This window comes from Cupriavidus sp. F041 (assembly GCF_057814235.1).
In genome coordinates this window covers 427,033-443,908 of sequence record NZ_JBVASY010000002.1, presented here as the reverse complement: position 1 = coordinate 443,908, position 16,876 = coordinate 427,033, and the positions used below count along the sequence as shown (strand labels likewise).

16 protein-coding genes are annotated in these 16,876 nt (G+C 67.1%); 4 read left to right on the top strand and 12 right to left on the bottom strand.

Going from position 1 to position 16,876, the window contains the following annotated elements:
* Window positions 1-14: 14 nt before the first annotated feature.
* From pepE to ACZY0R_RS19015, 9 genes are all read right to left on the bottom strand, one after another.
* Window positions 15-719 (bottom strand): dipeptidase PepE, encoded by a 705-nt coding sequence (gene pepE, locus ACZY0R_RS19055; protein ID WP_488860355.1) that lies wholly within the window; start codon window positions 717-719, stop codon window positions 15-17.
* Window positions 720-741: 22 nt separating this feature from the next.
* Window positions 742-1,530 carry an IclR family transcriptional regulator gene (locus tag ACZY0R_RS19050; RefSeq protein WP_488860353.1) on the bottom strand — a complete coding sequence of 263 codons (789 nt, stop codon included), beginning with the start codon at window positions 1,528-1,530 and terminating at the stop codon, window positions 742-744.
* A 173-nt stretch (window positions 1,531-1,703) separates the two neighbouring features.
* Complete coding sequence (locus ACZY0R_RS19045) at window positions 1,704-2,633, bottom strand: carbohydrate kinase family protein (protein ID WP_488860351.1); 930 nt, start codon at window positions 2,631-2,633, stop codon at window positions 1,704-1,706.
* A 41-nt stretch (window positions 2,634-2,674) separates the two neighbouring features.
* Complete coding sequence (gene pgi, locus ACZY0R_RS19040) at window positions 2,675-4,306, bottom strand: glucose-6-phosphate isomerase (protein WP_488866044.1); 1,632 nt, start codon at window positions 4,304-4,306, stop codon at window positions 2,675-2,677.
* Window positions 4,307-4,410: 104 nt separating this feature from the next.
* Window positions 4,411-5,901, bottom strand: coding sequence for a glucose-6-phosphate dehydrogenase (zwf, locus tag ACZY0R_RS19035; RefSeq protein ID WP_488866042.1), 1,491 nt, complete (start codon window positions 5,899-5,901; stop codon window positions 4,411-4,413).
* A 67-nt stretch (window positions 5,902-5,968) separates the two neighbouring features.
* Window positions 5,969-6,946 carry an ABC transporter substrate-binding protein gene (locus tag ACZY0R_RS19030; protein ID WP_488860349.1) on the bottom strand — a complete coding sequence of 326 codons (978 nt, stop codon included), beginning with the start codon at window positions 6,944-6,946 and terminating at the stop codon, window positions 5,969-5,971.
* Window positions 6,947-6,985: 39 nt separating this feature from the next.
* The gene (locus tag ACZY0R_RS19025) at window positions 6,986-7,999 is read right to left on the bottom strand and encodes an ABC transporter permease subunit (protein WP_488860347.1); all 1,014 of its coding nucleotides are present in this window, start codon (window positions 7,997-7,999) and stop codon (window positions 6,986-6,988) included.
* A gap of 84 nt (window positions 8,000-8,083) precedes the next feature.
* Complete coding sequence (locus ACZY0R_RS19020) at window positions 8,084-9,712, bottom strand: sugar ABC transporter ATP-binding protein (RefSeq protein ID WP_488860345.1); 1,629 nt, start codon at window positions 9,710-9,712, stop codon at window positions 8,084-8,086.
* Window positions 9,699-10,958, bottom strand: a complete 1,260-nt coding sequence (locus ACZY0R_RS19015; protein WP_488860343.1) for an ROK family protein — start codon at window positions 10,956-10,958, stop codon at window positions 9,699-9,701. The genes ACZY0R_RS19020 and ACZY0R_RS19015 overlap by 14 nt, the downstream gene beginning before the upstream one ends.
* A 237-nt stretch (window positions 10,959-11,195) precedes the next feature.
* Here ACZY0R_RS19015 and ACZY0R_RS19010 point away from each other — a divergent pair, with 237 nt between their 5' ends.
* The 4 genes from ACZY0R_RS19010 to plsY all read left to right on the top strand — a co-directional run bounded on the left by ACZY0R_RS19010 (window position 11,196) and on the right by plsY (window position 13,973).
* Window positions 11,196-11,675, top strand: a complete 480-nt coding sequence (locus ACZY0R_RS19010) for a methylated-DNA--[protein]-cysteine S-methyltransferase (RefSeq protein WP_488860341.1) — start codon at window positions 11,196-11,198, stop codon at window positions 11,673-11,675.
* A complete protein-coding gene (xerD, locus tag ACZY0R_RS19005) occupies window positions 11,672-12,622 on the top strand; it encodes a site-specific tyrosine recombinase XerD (RefSeq protein ID WP_488860339.1) in 951 nt (316 codons plus the stop codon). The genes ACZY0R_RS19010 and xerD overlap by 4 nt, the downstream gene beginning before the upstream one ends.
* 37 nt (window positions 12,623-12,659) lie before the next feature.
* A complete protein-coding gene (locus ACZY0R_RS19000; protein WP_488860337.1) occupies window positions 12,660-13,151 on the top strand; it encodes an aminoacyl-tRNA deacylase in 492 nt (163 codons plus the stop codon).
* A 204-nt stretch (window positions 13,152-13,355) separates the two neighbouring features.
* A complete protein-coding gene (plsY, locus tag ACZY0R_RS18995) occupies window positions 13,356-13,973 on the top strand; it encodes a glycerol-3-phosphate 1-O-acyltransferase PlsY (protein ID WP_488860335.1) in 618 nt (205 codons plus the stop codon).
* Between the two features lie 81 nt (window positions 13,974-14,054).
* Here the strand turns inward: plsY and ACZY0R_RS18990 are convergent, their stop codons facing one another.
* The 3 genes from ACZY0R_RS18990 to ACZY0R_RS18980 form a co-directional block, all read right to left on the bottom strand.
* Complete coding sequence (locus ACZY0R_RS18990) at window positions 14,055-14,348, bottom strand: GYD domain-containing protein (RefSeq protein ID WP_035861137.1); 294 nt, start codon at window positions 14,346-14,348, stop codon at window positions 14,055-14,057.
* Between the two features lie 231 nt (window positions 14,349-14,579).
* Window positions 14,580-15,857: an ATP-binding protein gene (locus ACZY0R_RS18985; RefSeq protein ID WP_488860333.1), complete on the bottom strand. Its 1,278-nt coding sequence runs from the start codon at window positions 15,855-15,857 to the stop codon at window positions 14,580-14,582.
* Window positions 15,854-16,585: a response regulator gene (locus tag ACZY0R_RS18980; RefSeq protein ID WP_045242944.1), complete on the bottom strand. Its 732-nt coding sequence runs from the start codon at window positions 16,583-16,585 to the stop codon at window positions 15,854-15,856. The genes ACZY0R_RS18985 and ACZY0R_RS18980 overlap by 4 nt, the downstream gene beginning before the upstream one ends.
* Window positions 16,586-16,876: the final 291 nt, after the last annotated feature.

Here is a 16,876-nt window from a genome sequence, read left to right as displayed (position 1 = left end):
TGGACCTGCCCTGCTTACTCTGGAAGCACCAGTGCGCCCGGCGCAACGTCCCAGGTGGACGGCCCCTTGAACCAGCGCGCCTGGTGCGGCCCGCCCATGTCGAACCGCTCGCCGGAAACGCGCAGCCAGTTGCCCTCCGGCAAGCCCAGCACGGGCATATGTGGCGCCAGCGTGGTGAACTCCGCCAGGCGCTGGTCGCGCGTTTCCCCGCGGAAACCAGGCACGGTGAGATTGAAGTAGTGCGGATTGATCTGGAACGGCACCAGCCCGAGCGCGTCGAAGCCGCCCGGATAGACCACCGGCATGTCATTGGTGGTGCAAATGCTCGGGCAAGCCAGATTGGATCCCGCGCTCCAGCCCAGATAGCGGGCGTGCCCGGCCGCAACCCGCGCGGAGATCGCGGCGAGCAGCCCGCGCTCGCGCAGGCATTGCAGCAGGCGGAAGGTATTGCCACCGCCGACCACGATCAGCTCGGCCGTTTCGATGGCGGCAATGGCGGCCCCCGCATCGGCCGCGCGATGCAGCGAGTGCGTGGCCAGGCCCAGCGGCGACAGCGCATCGCGCACCAGGGCCTCGTAGTCGTCCCATTCGCGCGTCACGCCCGCGAAAGGAATGAAGCATGCCTGCCGGCGTCCGCCGGCCAGTTCGGCGATCGCGCCGTGTGCATGGACGAGGTAACCCTCGTCGCTGCTTGAATTGCTCAGTAACAGTAATTCCATGGGAGTTCGGGGATCTTCTGCGTTATTCATATGTGGGCGCCGACGTTTCGAGCCACAGCGGATCGCCAATGCGCTGGCCGAGGGCAGCTACCGCCTCCACCAGCGCGTCGCGCAGCGCCTGCGCCTGCGCCTGGCCGACCTGCATGGCGGTAAAGGACAAGCACAGGCCGCGCAAGTCACCCGACGCCGGATCGGCAATCGTGGTGGCAACCGCGCCGATGCCCGGCATCCCTTCGTTGATGGCGATCGCGCTGCGCTCGGCGCGCGCGGCCGCCACACGCTCACGCAATTCCCCCACCGTCGCGGGGCAACCGGCGGGGGCATCCGACAGCTTCTTGCCGGCCGACTTGCCGTAGCGCTCGCTGAATGCCTCGCCGGACAGGCGCGACAGCAGCACGCGCCCCATCGCCGTGGTGAAGGCGGAGCGGCGCGTACCGGGCGGGGACAGCACCTGGACGGGATTGCTGCCGTTCAAGCGCTGCAGCACCACGGTGTCGGTGCCGTCGAGCATGGAAAGGTAGGCGGTAAAACCGGTGGATTCCGAGAGCGCGGCCAGCAGGTCGCGGCATTGCTCGTCGAAGGGATGTGCCTGGGTGGCCGCTTGCGCCGCGCGGATCAGCAGTACGCCAGGGCGATAGCGCCGCGTGGCCGGATGCATCTCCAGCAGGCGGTATTTCACCATTTGGGCGAGCAGGCGCGACGCGGAACTCTTGGCCAGGCCGAGTTCGTCGGTGATGTCGTTAAAGACAATCTCGTGGCGGCCCTGTTCGAACAGGCCCAGCACGCTTTCGACGCCTTCAAGAATGCTCATGCGGGATCTTTTCCTTCGGGCCGCACCCGTCACCCGGCGGTGCGGCCGGCTAGAATTTTTGGTTCCGTTTTTCGGAACCTCGGTTCCGTTAAATGGTTGTACGGAAAAATTCTAGCGGTATTGAAAGAAAGATTCAACAGATGCCGCGCCGTATGGCTGTCGTTCCGGCCCCGTCAGGCTGGAACGGCCATCTTGCCCAGCAGCGCCTCCACCTCCGCAACCGTGGGCGAATACGCCCCCGCCCGCGTAGCCGCCACCGCCGCGCTAGCCGCCGCCCATCGCGCCTGCTGCGCAAGCGTCGCCTCAGGATCCAGCAGCAATCCCGCCATCCACCCTCCCATGGCGGCATCGCCGCAGCCCACGGTGTCGACCACATCGACGGCAAAGACCGGCTGTTCGCAAACCTCATCCCCATGCAGCAGCGTCATGCCATCGGCGCCGCGCGTCAGCAGCACGCTCGCGCGCGGGGCCAGCGCCCTGAGCGCGGCCAGCGCGGCGTGTTCGTCGAGCGCCGGATACAGGCCGCGCAGGTCCTCGTCCGAGACCTTGATGTAGTCCGCCAGCCCGGCGAGATGCGCAAAGACCGCCTGGTACGCCGGCGCGCGCATGGGCGTGCGGAAATTGGGGTCGAAGGCGATGCGCTTGCCCGCTGCCGCTGCCTGCGTGGCTTCTTCGCACAGGCGCGCGGCCAACGGCTGGCGCGCCAGGCTGAGCGAGCCGAAGTGCACCGTGCGCGCGGCCTGGCGCCAGCCCTGCGGCAGACGCGCGGGATCGAAGTAGAGATCGGCGCTGTCGTCGCCCACGAAGAAGTACTGCGGCGGGTGCTGCGCGCCGACGAAGGCCAGCAGCGGCGAGCGTTCGACGCGCTGCAGGAAACGCAGGTCAAGGCCGGCGTCCTCGCTGGCCAGGGCGAGCTGGTCGCCCAGCGTGTCGCAACTGATCGCGCCGGCGAACGCGGTGGGAATGCCCTGCCGCGCGCCCACCCGGGCTACGTTCCAGCATGAGCCGCCGGGCAGGCCGAGCCAGTCCCGGCCGCCCTGGTGGACCATATCGGTCAACGCTTCGCCGAAGACGACGTACGCAGGCCATGGTGTCGTTGTCATTGCATCCTCTACTGTGTTGGATAGCCGCCGCGCGCCGCGCCTCAGCGTTGCCACGCCGACGCCACCGCCAGCGCGCGCCGGATCAGGCCGGCGGTGGAAGCATCGTGGGGCCGCACCGGTCCGCCGTCGAGCTCGCAGGCGATCGGCGCAGCCAGTTGCTTGCCGAGTTCCACGCCCCACTGGTCGAACGAGTTGATGTTCCACAGCACGCCCTGCACGAAGGTACGGTGCTCCGAGAGCGCAATCAGCGCGCCCAGGTGCCAGGGATCGAGCCGCTGCAGCAGCAACGTATTGCTGGGCCGGTTGCCTTCGAACACCATGTGCGGCACCAGCGCCTCGTCCCGCACGCCCAGCGCCCTGACTTCGTCGGCGGTGCGGCCGCGCAGCAGCGCCTCGCCCTGCGCGAAGCAGTTGGCAAGCAGCTTGCCGTGGTGGCCGGGCATCGGGTGCGCCGGTTCGAGCGCGGCGATGAAATCCACCGGCATCCAGTGCGAACCCTGGTGCACCATCTGGAAGTAGGCATGCTGGCCGTTGGTGCCGGTGGTGCCCCACACCACGGGCGCGGTGCCTTGCGCGGCGGCGGCGCCGTCGAGCTGCACGGACTTGCCGTTGCTCTCCATCTCAAGCTGCTGCAGGAAGGCCGGCAGCAATTCGAGCGGCTCGCAGTACGGCGCCACGCAGCGGCTGCCGGTGCCCAGGAAGCTGCGATACCAGACATCGAGCAGGCCGAGGATCATCGGCATGTTCCGCGGCGCGTCGGCCTCGGCGAAATGCCGGTCCATGGCGCGGGCGCCGTCGAGCAACTGGCGGAAGCGGTCGAAACCGACCGCCAGCGCAATCGACAGGCCCACCGCCGACCACAGCGAGAAGCGCCCGCCCACCCAGTCCCAGAACGGGAACATATTGTCGGGATCGATGCCGAACGCCACCACGGCCTCCCGGTTGGTGGAAACGGCGACGAAATGGCTGGCCAGCTGCGCCTGCGGCACGCCGTGGCGCAGGCACCAGGCGCGCGCGGTCTGCGCGTTTGCCATGGTCTCGAGCGTGGTGAAGGTCTTGGAGCAAACCACCACCAGCGTGCTGGCGGCATCCAGCCGCGCGAGCACCGCGGCGAGATCGCTGCCGTCCACGTTGGCGACGAAATGCATGCGCGGCCCTCCGCTATCCAGATGCGCGAGCGCCCGGCAGACCATGCGCGGACCCAGGTCCGAGCCGCCGATGCCGATGTTGACCACATCGGTTATCACGTGGCCATTCCAGCCGCGCCATGTGCCGCCGCGCACCGCGCCGGCAAAGCGTTCCATCTGCGCCAGCACCGCGGCCACGTCGCCGGCCACCGGCACGCCCTGCGCATGGAAGCCATCCTCCGGCCACGCGCGCAGCGCCATGTGCAGCGCGGCGCGGCGCTCGGTGGTATTGACCGCTTCGCCGCGGTACATCGCATCGCGCCGCGCGGCTACGCCCGCCTCGCTGGCGAGTTCGAACAGCAGCGCCATCGTGGTGTCGGTGACGCGGTTCTTGGCATAGTCCAGCGTCAGGCCGGCCGCCTCGGCCACGAAGCGGGCACCGCGGGCTTCGCCCTGCTCGCCGTCGAACCAGTCGCGCAGGTGGGCATCGCGGATGACTTGCGCATGTGCCTGCAGCCGTTGCCAGCTGGGCAGGTGAGGGGACATATCGGACATCGGTTCAACTCCTGTACTCGCCGCCGCACGGGCAACAGGCCATAGGCCATAGGCAATTGGCCATCGCCAGTGCGGCGGTACGCCTCAAACTGACTTCACAGCTCTTCATGCCAGACCGCGCCATCGCGCGAAGGCAGCGCGCTCGACGCGGCCGGCCCCCAGGTGCCCGCGGTGTAGAGCTTGGGCGCGAGATTGCTCTGCGCCCATGCCTGCTGGATGGGCGCGACCCAGCGCCAGGCCTGTGCCTGTTCGTCACGCCGCACGAACAGCCCGAGGCGGCCACGGATCACGTCGAGCAGCAGGCGCTCGTAAGCCCCGGTCTTGCGCTCATGGCGACCGCCCTGCCCGCGCGGCAACATGCGTTGCAGATCCAGCGTGGCGGGCTGCAGCGCCTGGGTGTCGCCAGGATGCTTGACCAGGAAATGCAGGCGGATGCTTTCCTCCGGCTGCAGCGTGATCACCAGCCGGTTGCCGGGCTCGTGGTCGAGCGGGCGCGGGAACAGGGAATACGGCACGTCGCGGAACTGGATCACGATCTCGGCCACGCGCGACTGCATGCGCTTGCCGGTGCGCAGGTAAAACGGCACGCCGGCCCAGCGCCAGTTGGCGATCTCCGCCTTGATGGCGACGAAGGTTTCGGTCTGGCTGTCGGGCGAGACGGCCGGCTCGTTCACGTAGCCCGGCACCGCATCGCCGCTCGCCGCGCCGCGGCAGTACTGTCCACGCACCACTTTCTCGGCCACCTCGTTCAGCGCGATCGGCTTGAGCGCCTTCAGGATCTTCAGCTTCTCGTCGCGGATGGCGTCCTCGGACAGGCTGGAGGGCGGCTCCATCGCCACCATGCACAGCAGTTGCAGCAGGTGGTTCTGCACCATGTCGCGCAGCGCTCCGATGCCGTCGTAGAAGGCGCCGCGCTTTTCCACGCCGATTTCCTCAGCGATGGTGATCTGCACATCGCGCACCCATTCGCGCCGCCACAGCGGCTCGAACAGGACATTGCCAAAGCGCATCGCCATCAGGTTCTGCACCGATTCCTTGCCCAGGTAATGATCGATGCGATAGATCTGGTCTTCGGCAAAATGGCGCGCCACCGCGGAGTTGATCGCGTCGGACGAGGCCAGGTCATGGCCCAGCGGTTTCTCCAGCACGATACGCACGCCGGCGTGATTCAGCCCGGTGCGGGCCAGCTGGTCGCAGATCGGCACGAACAGGTGCGGCCCCGTGGCCAGGTAGAACACCACCACCGGCGCGGCGCGCGCGCGCACCAGTTCGGCCAGGGAATCAAAGCCCTCCGGCGCATTGGCATCCACCTGCAGGTAGAGGATGCGCTCGGCAAACGAGCGCCATGTCTCGGAGGCCGCGGCCGCCGGCAGCGCGGGACGCACCTTGGCCTCCAGCATGGCCAGGTAGGCTTCCTGGCCGAGCGGCTGGCTGCCCAGCGCGAGGATGCGCCCGCGCGGGTGCAGGGAGCCCACGCAGTGCGCGTCGAACAGCGCCGGCAGCAGCTTGCGCGTGGCCAGGTCCCCGGTGCCGCCGAACAGCACGAAGTCGAATTCGGGTACTGCGCCTACAGCATTGCTTTGCATCATGTCACCAGTCGGTTGGTTATTCGATTCATCGGTTTGAAGCGGGTTGGCGTGTCCCCTGGCCACGCTAGCGCGGCGCGGACCAGCCCTTGTAGTCGTTCACATTGGCGCGCGTAACCAATGTAGGCGGCAGCAACACGGTGCGGCTTGCGGGCGGCTTGCCGTTCATCAGCCCCACGCCGATCTCCACCGCGGTGCGCGAGATGGCCCAGGGATCCTGGCTGGCCGAGGCCTCGACCAGCGTGTTGGCCTTGAGCGCGGCCTCGATATCAGGCGCGCCGTCGACCGAGGCGATCAGGATGCCGCGCCGGTTCAGCTGGCGCGCGGCCAGGTCGGCGCCGACCGCCTGCGGGTCGTTGATGGTGAACACCGCATCGACCCTGGGGAAACGGGTCAGGTAAAGCTGCATGACGTTCAGGCCGCCCTCGCGCGAGCCCTTGGCATCCTGGTCGTCGGAGAGCACATGGATGCCGGGGTGCTTGCCCAGCACGGTCTTGCAGCCCTTCACGCGATCCAGCACGGCGGACACCGGCGGGCCGTTCTGGATGATCAGGTTGCCGCGCCCGCCCAGCCGCTCGGCGAGGAAGCCGCAGGCAAGCTCGCCGGCCCGGGTGTTGTCGGTCTGCACCGTGGCGTCGGCGCCCGCCGCCGCCACGTCCACCGCCACCACCACGATGCCGGCCTTGCGCGCCTTCTTCACCGCCGGTTCGATGGCACGCGCATCGGCCGCGTTGATCAGGATCAGGTCCACCTTCGACACGATGAAACTGTCGATATGCGAGAACTGCTTGTTGAGGTCGTAGTCGGCGGACAGCACCGTGACCTTGGCGTCCGGGTTGATCTTTTTGGCCGCGGCTTCGGCGCCGTGCGCCAGCGCCACGAAGTACGGGTTGCCGAGCGAGCCGAGCGTGACGCCGACTTTCTTCAACGGCTTTTGCGCGGCCGCGGGCGCCGATGCCGGGTCCGGCGCGCCCTGCGCCGCCGCGCCGGTGCACAGTACGCTCATTGCCGCCAGCGCGAGTACCGCCAGGTAATGCTTGGACATGTCGTGTCTCCAGTAGCCGGTGTGTTCAGCGCAAGCGCATCAGGTACGTGCCGAGCCCTTGCGGCGGTAGCGGTCGAGCGCCACCGCGCCGATGATCACCAGGCCCTTGATGATGTACTGCCAGATATCGGACACACCCAGCAGCACCAGCCCGTTGGACAGCACCGCGATGATCAGCGCCCCCACCAGCGTACCGACGATCGAGCCGGTGCCGCCGACGAAGCTGGTGCCGCCAAGGATGACCGCCGCGATCGCGTCGAGCTCATACGACTGGCCCAGTTGCAGTCCGTTGGCTGCGTACAGCCGCGAGGCGGACATCACGCCGCCGAGGCCGGACAGCAAACCCGAGACCGCATAGACGAACAGCAACACCACCCACACCTTGATGCCGGACAGCCGCGCCGCTTCCGCATTGCCGCCCACCGCGTAGATCTGCAGGCCCAGCACGGTACGGCGCAGCACGAACCACGACACCGCCACCACGGCGAAGGCGATGATCACCAGCCAGGGCACGCCCAGCACCTCTGCATTGCCGATGAAGGCGAAGCCGATATCCGGGTTGTAGATCGTGCTGTCGTTGCCGACCAGCCGCGCCAGCCCGCGCACGGCGGTCAGCGTGCCGAGCGTAACAATGAACGGCGGCAGTTTCGTGAAAGCGACTAGGGCCCCGTTGACGATGCCGAACAGCAAGCCGCACAGCAACGCGGCCGGCACGCTCAGCATGCCTAGCTGCGGCGACAGCGATGCCAGCATCGCTACCACCGCCGAGATCGACAGGACCGACCCCACCGACAAGTCGATGCCGCCGGTCAGGATCACGAAGGTCATGCCCGCGGCCAGCACCATATTGATCGAAGCTTGCTGCGCGATGATCGACAGGTTCTGCCAGCCGGCGAAGTTCTCGGTGAGCACCGTGAAGCCGATGCACAGCAGCACCAGCACCGGCAGCATGCCGAGCGCGCGCAGGCGCTCCTGCGTGGTGATGCGGCCGAGGGACGCCGACGGCGCGGCCGGACCGGTGGAAGGAACGGGACGGGTGATGGATTCGTGCATGGTTGTCTCCTGCGCCGGCGGCTGCGGGAATCTGCCGGGCGGCGTCAATATCTCTCGCGGGTGGCGGAGAGGCTCCGCCCTGTCTCAGTGCAGCATGCTGCTTGTTGCGTTGCCGGCTGCGGCCAATGGCGTGCCAACCCAGCCGGCCGCCGGCTGCGCCGCGCCCGTGGCCAGCGCGATGATGCGCTCCTGGGTCTCGGCGGCGCTGCTGGCGGGGCGGACCTCGCCGGCCAGTGCGCCTTCGCGCATGACCAGAACGCGATCGCACAGGCCCACCACTTCTGGCAGCTCGCTGGAAATCATCAGGATCGCCACGCCGCTCTCGGCCAGCGCGTTGACCAGGCGGTAGATTTCCGACTTGGCGCCGATATCCACGCCACGGGTGGGCTCATCGAGGATCAGCACGCGCGGCTGGGTTTCCAGCAGCCGCGACAGCATCACCTTCTGCTGATTGCCGCCCGACAGCGCCCCCACATTGACCTGCGCATGCGCGACGCGGATGCCGAGCGTGTCGATGGCCTCCGTGGTCCGCCGGCGCGCGGCCGGCCGGTTCAGGCGCCCGAGCCCGAGGGCATCGCGCGCGGCCACGATAAGGTTGATGTTCTCGTGCACGCTCTGGTCGAGAAACAGGCCTTGCAGCTTGCGGTCCTCGGTCAGGTAGGCAATGCCGGCATCGATGGCCTGGCGCGGGCCGCCGGGTGGCAGCGTGACCATCCCGGCCGGGCTTGCAATGCGCACCTCACCGCGCGTACGCGCATCGGCGCCGAACACCAGCCGCGCCAGTTCCGTGCGGCCCGCGCCGACCAGGCCCGCCAGTCCCAGCACCTCGCCGGCACGCAACTCGAAGCTGCAGCCCTTGACGCGCCGCCCGTCCGCGACGTCGCGCACCGACAGCATCACCTCGCCCTGGCGCGACTGGCCATGCGTCTTGGTATAGAAGCCCGACAGGTCGCGCCCCACCATCATCTTGACCAGCGCCGCCTGCGACAGGTGATCGCGGTCCAGCGTGCCGACGAAGCAGCCATCGCGCAGCACCGTCACGCGATCGGCCAGCTCGTCGATCTCGGCCATGCGGTGGCTGATATAGAGGATCGCCATGCCTTCGCCGCGCAACTGGCGGATCAGCGCGAACAGGCGGTCCGTCTCGTGCGTGGACAGCGGCGTGGTGGGTTCGTCCATCACCAGGATGCGCGCTTCGAAGTGCACGGCACGCGCAATCTCCACCAGTTGGCGTTGCGCGATCGACAGGCTGGAGACACAGGCAACGGGCGAGAAATCCGCGCCGAGCCGGGCCAGCGTCGGTTCGCAGGCGCGCGCCATTTCGCCGCGCGCCACCAGCCCGCGCCGTTGCAGTGCGCGGCCAAGGTAGATGTTCTCCGCCACGCTCAGGTTGGGCGCCAGGCTCAGCTCCTGGTAGATCACCGCCACGCCGAGATCGCGCGCGGACTGGGGCCCGTCGATCTCCACCCGCTGCCCGTCGATATGGCATTCGCCGCCGGAGTCCGCGGTGTAGGCACCGGACAGGATCTTCATCAGGGTCGACTTGCCGGCACCGTTCTCACCCATCAGGGCATGGACCTCGCCGGCATAGGCTGTCAGCTCGACATTGCGCAGCGCGCGCACGCCGGGGAAGGTCTTGCAGATATTGCGCAGCGCCAGCAAGGGCGGCCTGGCGCACGCGCCGGAAAAATCGGACGGGTCAGACGATGGCATGGTTGGCCTCCGGAATCATGGCGGATGCGCCCCTGAGCATTTCAGCCCGCGGCGAGAAGTTCATGAACATTGGCAGCGAGGCGGCACCCACCGCGCCGGCGTTGGCGCCGAAGCAACCACGCACCACGCGCGGCGGGCGCCGCGCCTCCGGCGCGCCCTCGTCCAGTTCGGCCTGCAGGCGCCCGATCAGCGCCGCCACCAGGCCGGCATCGATGTCGGCGTCAAGGATGATCAGCGGCACGTCGAGCACCGCCAGCGCGGACTGCATGGCCGGCGCGAGCGCGTCGATGCAGTCGTCCAGCCACTCCCCCACCGCCGGATGCTGGTTGCGCACCTGCGCTTCCAGATCCGCGTGGCCGTCAATGGTCACGCCGTGATGGCGCAGGTGCCGGGTCAGCGCATTGAGCGAAGCGCGTGCCAGCAGGATGTCGCGCCGCTTGACGGTGCGCGGCGCCGAGGCCAGCGTGCTCGGCTGGACCGGCATCATGCCGATATCGCCGGCATTGCCCGACACCCCGCGCACGCAGTCGCCGTTGAGCGCCACGCCGCCGCCGATGGCCGGGCCGAGGAAGACATAGAGGAAACTCTGCGCGTGGTGGCGGCCGTAGAACAGTTCTGCCACTGCAGCGGCGGTGCCGTCGTTCTCGCCGAACACCGGCATGGCCGTGGCGTCCGCCAGTTCGGCGGCGAAGTCCACGGCATCCCAGGCGCGGAAGGTGGCTTGCGAAGCCTCGTCCTGCAGATCCAGTTCGCGCAGCCAGGCGCCGAGGTTGTAGGGCTGGGCCACGCCGATGCCGAGCAGGCGCTTGCGTTCGGCCGGCGTCAGCTGCGCGCGCAGCGCGGCCACATCGCCGCGCACGATCTCGAGCGCCTGATCCGGGTGCGGCAGGATCATCTGGTGGGCACGGGTGGCGAGGATCTCGCCGCCGAAATCCACCATCACGCACTCGATGCTGGCGCGGTCCAGCCGCACGCCGATGCCGAACGCCCCCTTCGGCTGCAGGCGGATCAGGCTGGCCGGCTGGCCGCGCTGCCCGTCCTGCCGGCGGCCGGCCACTTCGATCAGGCCATCCTCGGTCAGCGTCTGCACGATGCTGCCCACCGCCGTGTTGGTGAGCTGGGCCATGCGGGCGAGATCGGCCTTGGACGCCTCCCCGGCCCGGCGCAGCGCCAGCAGCAGCGCGCGCTCGTTGTACAGCCGCAGGCTGGCGGAATTCACGCCGCGGCCGGCCTTGGCACTGTTCATATCGTCTCCGCTGTTGTTCTGGGCGCCGCCTGGGTCACAGGAAGGATTCGCCGCTGCATTAATTAATTCAGTTTGAATTAAATAATAGGGAGAGACAGAACTCAAGGAAGGGGAAACCCGCAGGCAAGCGGTTGCATGCCACCACCAAAGCACCGCCCGAGCGCCTCGCACGCCACCGGGCATCCCACCGGCTCCGCCATGCTCTAAAATCCAGGCTCGCGCCTTCCGCACCCTGCCATGGACTCCATCTTCGACGCCATCCTTCCCGCGCCTTTCGGCAAGATCGGCGTGCGTACCGACGGCGAAACCATCCGCGAGATCGTCTACCTGCCCAAGAGCATGAAGCTCATCGAGCCCGCCAATGCGGTCGCGCAACGGCTGGCGCGGCAACTCGAGGCCTACTACGCCGATCCGGATGCTCCCTTCGATATCCCGCTGGCGCCGGCCGGCAGCGACTTCCAGCGCCGGGTATGGCAAGCCATCGCGAGCGTGCCGCGCGGCAAGGTCACCACCTATGGCGCCGTGGCGCGGCAGATCGGCAGCGCGCCGCGCGCGGTCGGGCAGGCGTGTGGGGCCAATTACTTCCCGGTGGTGATTCCCTGCCACCGCGTGGTCGGCGCCAGGGGCATCGGCGGCTTTGCCAACCACCAGGGCGATGGCTTCTTCCTTGACATCAAACGCTGGTTGCTGATCCACGAAGGGGTGATGCTGGCATGAACGATATCGCCCCCGTCGAAGGCGGCACCGAAGCCCAGGACAGCCCCGAGCTGCTTGCCGACCTAGACATGGTCCATCGTTTCTGCGATGCGCTGTGGCTGGAAGACGGGCTGGCGCGCAACACCATCGACGCCTACCGGCGCGACCTGACGCTGCTGTCGCGCTGGCTGCATGCCACGGCTACGTCCACCCTGCTGGGGGTGGACGATACCGCCCTCAATGGCTACTTCGCATCGCGCCACCTCGAGACGCGCGCATCGTCGGCCAACCGGCGGCTCACCGTGTTCAGGCGGTTTTACCAGTGGGCGGTGCGCGAGCACATGATCACGGCCGATCCCTGCCTGCTGCTGCGCCCGGCCAAGCAGCCGCCGCGCTTTCCCAAGACGCTGAGCGAAGCCCAGGTCGAAGCCCTGCTTGAAGCGCCGGACACCGCCACCCCGCTCGGCCTGCGCGACCGCACCATGCTGGAACTGATGTATGCCAGCGGGTTGCGCGTGTCCGAACTCACGCAGATGAAGACCATCGAAGTCGGCCTCAACGAAGGCGTGGCGCGCGTGGTCGGCGGCAAGGGCAACAAGGAACGGCTGGTTCCCTTCGGCACCGAAGCCGGCGACTGGCTACGCCGCTACCTCGCCGAAGGCCGGCCCACGCTGCTGGGCGAGCGCGCCTGCGACGCGCTGTTCGTCACCCAGCGCGGCGAGGGCATGACGCGGCAGGCCTTCTGGCACCTGATCAAGCGCCACGCGCGCGACGCCGAGATCTACGCGCCGTTGTCCCCGCATACGTTGCGGCATGCCTTTGCCACCCACCTGCTCAACCACGGCGCAGACCTGCGCGTGGTGCAGTTGCTGCTGGGGCATGCCGATATTTCCACTACGCAGATCTATACGCATGTGGCGCGCGAGCGCTTGCGGGATCTGCATCAGCAGCATCATCCGCGCGGGTAGGTTTTTTCGCGCGGTCATTGCGAACAGTCATTCCATCATGAGCAAGTCCAAACACGTTTCGGAAACCCCCGCTACCCAGTTCCTCAAACAGCATGGCGTTGCCTTTGGCGAACATGCCTATGACTATGTCGAGCATGGGGGCACCGGGGAATCGGCGCGCCAGCTTGGCGTGGATGAACACGCCGTGATCAAGACGCTGGTGATGGAGGACGAGAAGGCGCAGCCTATGATCGTGCTGATGCACGGGGATTGTTCGGTGTCGACGAAAAACCTGGCTCGGCAGACGGGGCGCAAGAGCGTGCAGCCGTGCAAGCCGGAGGTGGCGCAGCGGCATAGCGGGTATATGGTGGGGGGTACTTCGCCGTTTGGGACGCGCAAGCGGATGCCGGTGTATGTGGAAGCTGGGGTGCTGGCGATGGGGCGGATCTATATTAATGGCGGGCGTAGGGGGTATCTGGTCAGTATTGATCCGCAGGTGTTGACGGGGTTGGTGGGGGCGGAGGTGGTGGAGTGTGCGTTGGTGGATTGAGGGGCTGGTTGGGGGTTGGGGGCAAAACCGTTGGTTTTTGATTGCTGGGTTGGGGTTGGCGGTGTTGGTTGTTGGACCCAACAGCGTCCAACAACCAACACCACCAAAATCAAAAGCCAACGGTTTTGCACGCCGTCATAGCCCGCCCCCCCACCCCCCTTCCACGCTACAATCCCGCCAGCCTCAAATACCCGGTTCCCCCAAATGGCCAACCTAATCTTCACCCTCGCCGCCTACCTGATCGGCTCCATTTCCTTCGCCGTCGTGGTCAGCAAGGCCATGAACCTGCCTGACCCGCACACCTACGGCTCCGGCAATCCTGGCGCCACCAACGTCCTGCGCAGCGGCAACAAGAAGGCCGCCGTCCTGACGCTGATCGGCGACGCCTTGAAAGGCTGGCTGGCGGTCTGGCTGGCGGAGCGTTTCGGCCCGGCCTACGGCCTCGACGACACCGGCATCTCGCTGGTGGCCGTGGCGGTCTTCCTGGGCCACCTGTTCCCGGTCTTCTTCCGGTTCGCCGGCGGCAAGGGCGTGGCTACCGCAGCCGGCATCCTGTTCGCCATCGACCCGCTGCTGGGTGCCGGCACGCTGGCCACCTGGCTGATCGTGGCTTTCTTCTTCCGCTATTCGTCGCTGGCGGCGCTGGTGTCGGCGATCTTCGCGCCCTTCTTCTATGTGCTGATGCAGGGCGTGGACGTGATCGCCGGCGCGGTCTTTGCGATCAGCGTATTGCTGGTGGTTCGCCATCGCCAGAATATCGGCAAGCTGCTGGCGGGCAAGGAAAGCCGCATCGGTGAAAAGAAGAAGGTGCCCGGCGCCTGAAGGCGGAAAGCCTCCAAAGCCAAAAAGAAAGCCCGCGCGAAGCGGGCTTTCTTTTTGGCGAGGCGGAAAGAGGGAATGCGCTTACGGCATCTTGCTGAGGATGTCGTTCATCTCGTCCGCGGAGAAGGCACGCAGCGTCTGGGTGCGCACATTGCCCGCCATGCCCAGGGACAGGCCGAACGCGGTCATGGTAGCTTCGTCTGGCGCCGTAAAGGTCACTACAAGATCATATTGCCCGAGCGTCCAGTAGATATCTTTCATGTCGATGCCGTTTTTCTTCGCTAATTCGCGAACGGCAGCGGCACGCTTGGTTGTGTCTTTTACGGTACGGATTCCCTGGTCGGTAAAGTTTAAGAGTGCTACGAAAGTTGCCATGATGCGTCTCCTGATCAACTGGAATGGCACTACGCGTCGCCAAAGCGCACAGAGCAAATACGTGCTGCAATCTGCGTACCATGCGAGACATCATCTGGCCCGCGTGGTCATGACACCAGGCTGAAGCGCCCGCGGCGGGAGAAATTATCCGAAAGTGTTCCAGGATTGAGACGCTCCGGGACGCCGCGGCCAGTATCCGGCGCGGCGCCGAAGCTGCATTTGAAGCGGCGTTCAGGCCGCCTGTGCCAGCGCCGCGAACGGAAACACCATTTCCACCCGCAACCCGCCCTCGGCACGGTTTTCCAGCACGAGCCGGCCGCCCGCCTGGCGCACCAGCCGGTCCACGATGGCCAGGCCCAGGCCCGAATGCGCATTGCCGCCGCGCGCCGGATCCAGCCGCACGAAAGGCAGCGTCACTTTGTCCATCGCCTCCGGCGGAATGCCTTCGCCGTGGTCTTCCACCACCATGTGCCAGCCATCGGCCTGGCGCGAGGTACTGAGCAGCACCGGCGGAGCGCCATAGGCATACGCGTTGTCGATCAGGTTGCCAACGATGCGGTCGAGCTGGGTGGCGATCATGCGGAATCCGTCGCCTGCCATCAGCGACACTTCCACCGACTTGTCCTGCTCCGCCAGCGAAGCGGCCAGTTCGCCGATGCGGCGATCCACCGGCACCGGCCGGGCGGCAGGCTCGCCGCTCTGGGCAAAGGTGAGGAACTGTTCGACGATGGCCGACATGGATTCGACGTCGCGCGTCACGCCGGCCGCCGCCTTGGGATCGGCCAGCATCTCGGCGCGCAGCCGCAGCCGCGCCAGCGGCGTCTTGAGGTCGTGGGCGATACCGGCCAGCATGGTGTTGCGCTCCTGGTCGATACGGGTCAGGTCGGCCATCATGCGATTGAAACGCACGATCAGCTGGCGCAACTCGTGCGGGCCGCGTTCGCGCAGCGGCTCGACGGTGTGCTGGCGCGACAGCTGCTCGGCGGCCGCGGCCATGTCGCGCACCGGGCGCTGGATCTGCCAGGCGATCAGCAAGGCCACCGCCATGGCCACCCCGACCACCAGGATCACGCCGGGCAGCAGGCGATTGTCGGGCGGCGGGTTGACCACCCACAGCACCGGCATCGCGATCCAGTCCTGCCGCTGGGGTAGCTTGATCCAGATGCGCGACGTCTCTTCTTCTTCGAGCCGCACCTGGGTACCGGCCGGCATGCGCTGCGCGAACTTCTCGACCAGCCGGCGCGCCCTGCCCTTGGCCGCCACGGTATGCTCCGCCGCGCTGGCCTCGCTAGCCACTTCCACCAGGCTCGGCAGCTTGACCGGCGGCTGCGCCGCAAGCGCGCGCTGGATGCTCTCGAACTGGAACATCATCTGTTCGACGGAGTAATCCATCTGCTGCTGGCGGCGATCCATGCGCAGGATGGCAAGCCAGGAAAAATGGCTCAGCACCAGCACGGCTGCGATCAGCAGCGCGATGCGTCCGAACAGCGTATCGATGCGCAGCTTCATTGCGGTATGTCGTCTGCTTCGTCAGGCACGAAGGTATAGCCTCGCCCCCGCACGGTCTGGATGTAGCGGGGACGCTGGGCGTCCTCGTCGAGCAGGCGGCGCAGACGCCAGATCTGCACGTCGATGCCGCGATCGCTGATGCCGCTGGCGGTGCCGTACATCAGTTCCACGATGCGCTCGCGCGATAGCACCTCCAGCGGATGCATCAGCAGCAACTTGAGCAGCGCGAATTCGGTATCGCTGATCGCCACCTGCTCGCCGGCGCGCGCCAGCGCGCGCTGGCGGAAGTTGACGCGGAAGTGCCCGAAGGCCATGCCCTCGCGGTCCTCCGGCGCGGCGGCCGGGCGCGCCAGCTTGCGGCGCAGCACGGCATTGATGCGGGCCAGCAGCTCGCGCGGCGAAAACGGCTTGCCGAGATAATCGTCGGCGCCAATCTCCAGCCCGACGATGCGGTCGATCTCGTCGCTGCGCGCGGTCAGCAGGATCACGGGAATGTCGTCATTCTTGGCACGCAGGTTGCGCAGCGCCGTCAGGCCATCCACCTTCGGCATCATCAGGTCGAGCACGATCAGGGCCGGCCGCTCTCGCTCCAGGCGCGCCTGCAAACCTTCGCCATCGTGCAGCACGGACACGGCGAAACCCTGCTGGCTTAAATACTCGCGCAGCAGGTCGCGGAGTTCGGGATCGTCGTCGACGACCAGTATCTGGGTAGGCTGATTGGCTCGCATAGGCAGATGATAGCTAGGCTGGGCGCGGCAATCCGGGCGAATTGTTTCAGGGCATTACACCCGAGCCGCTGGTAATGGTCTGTAAGAATGGATGCCGGCGTTGAAACATCAAGGGCATCAAGGCGCATTATGCTTCGCTTATGTTTGCCGTTGCCGGCGGTCGCCGGATCAAACGGACCCGCCCCGATGCCGCCCGGCCACTACAAGCCGCGTGCTGCCTGCGGCACGTGCCGATGGCATTACGGCATACTGCTGCCTCTCTTACCCCGAAATTTGTCCGAACGCGCTCTC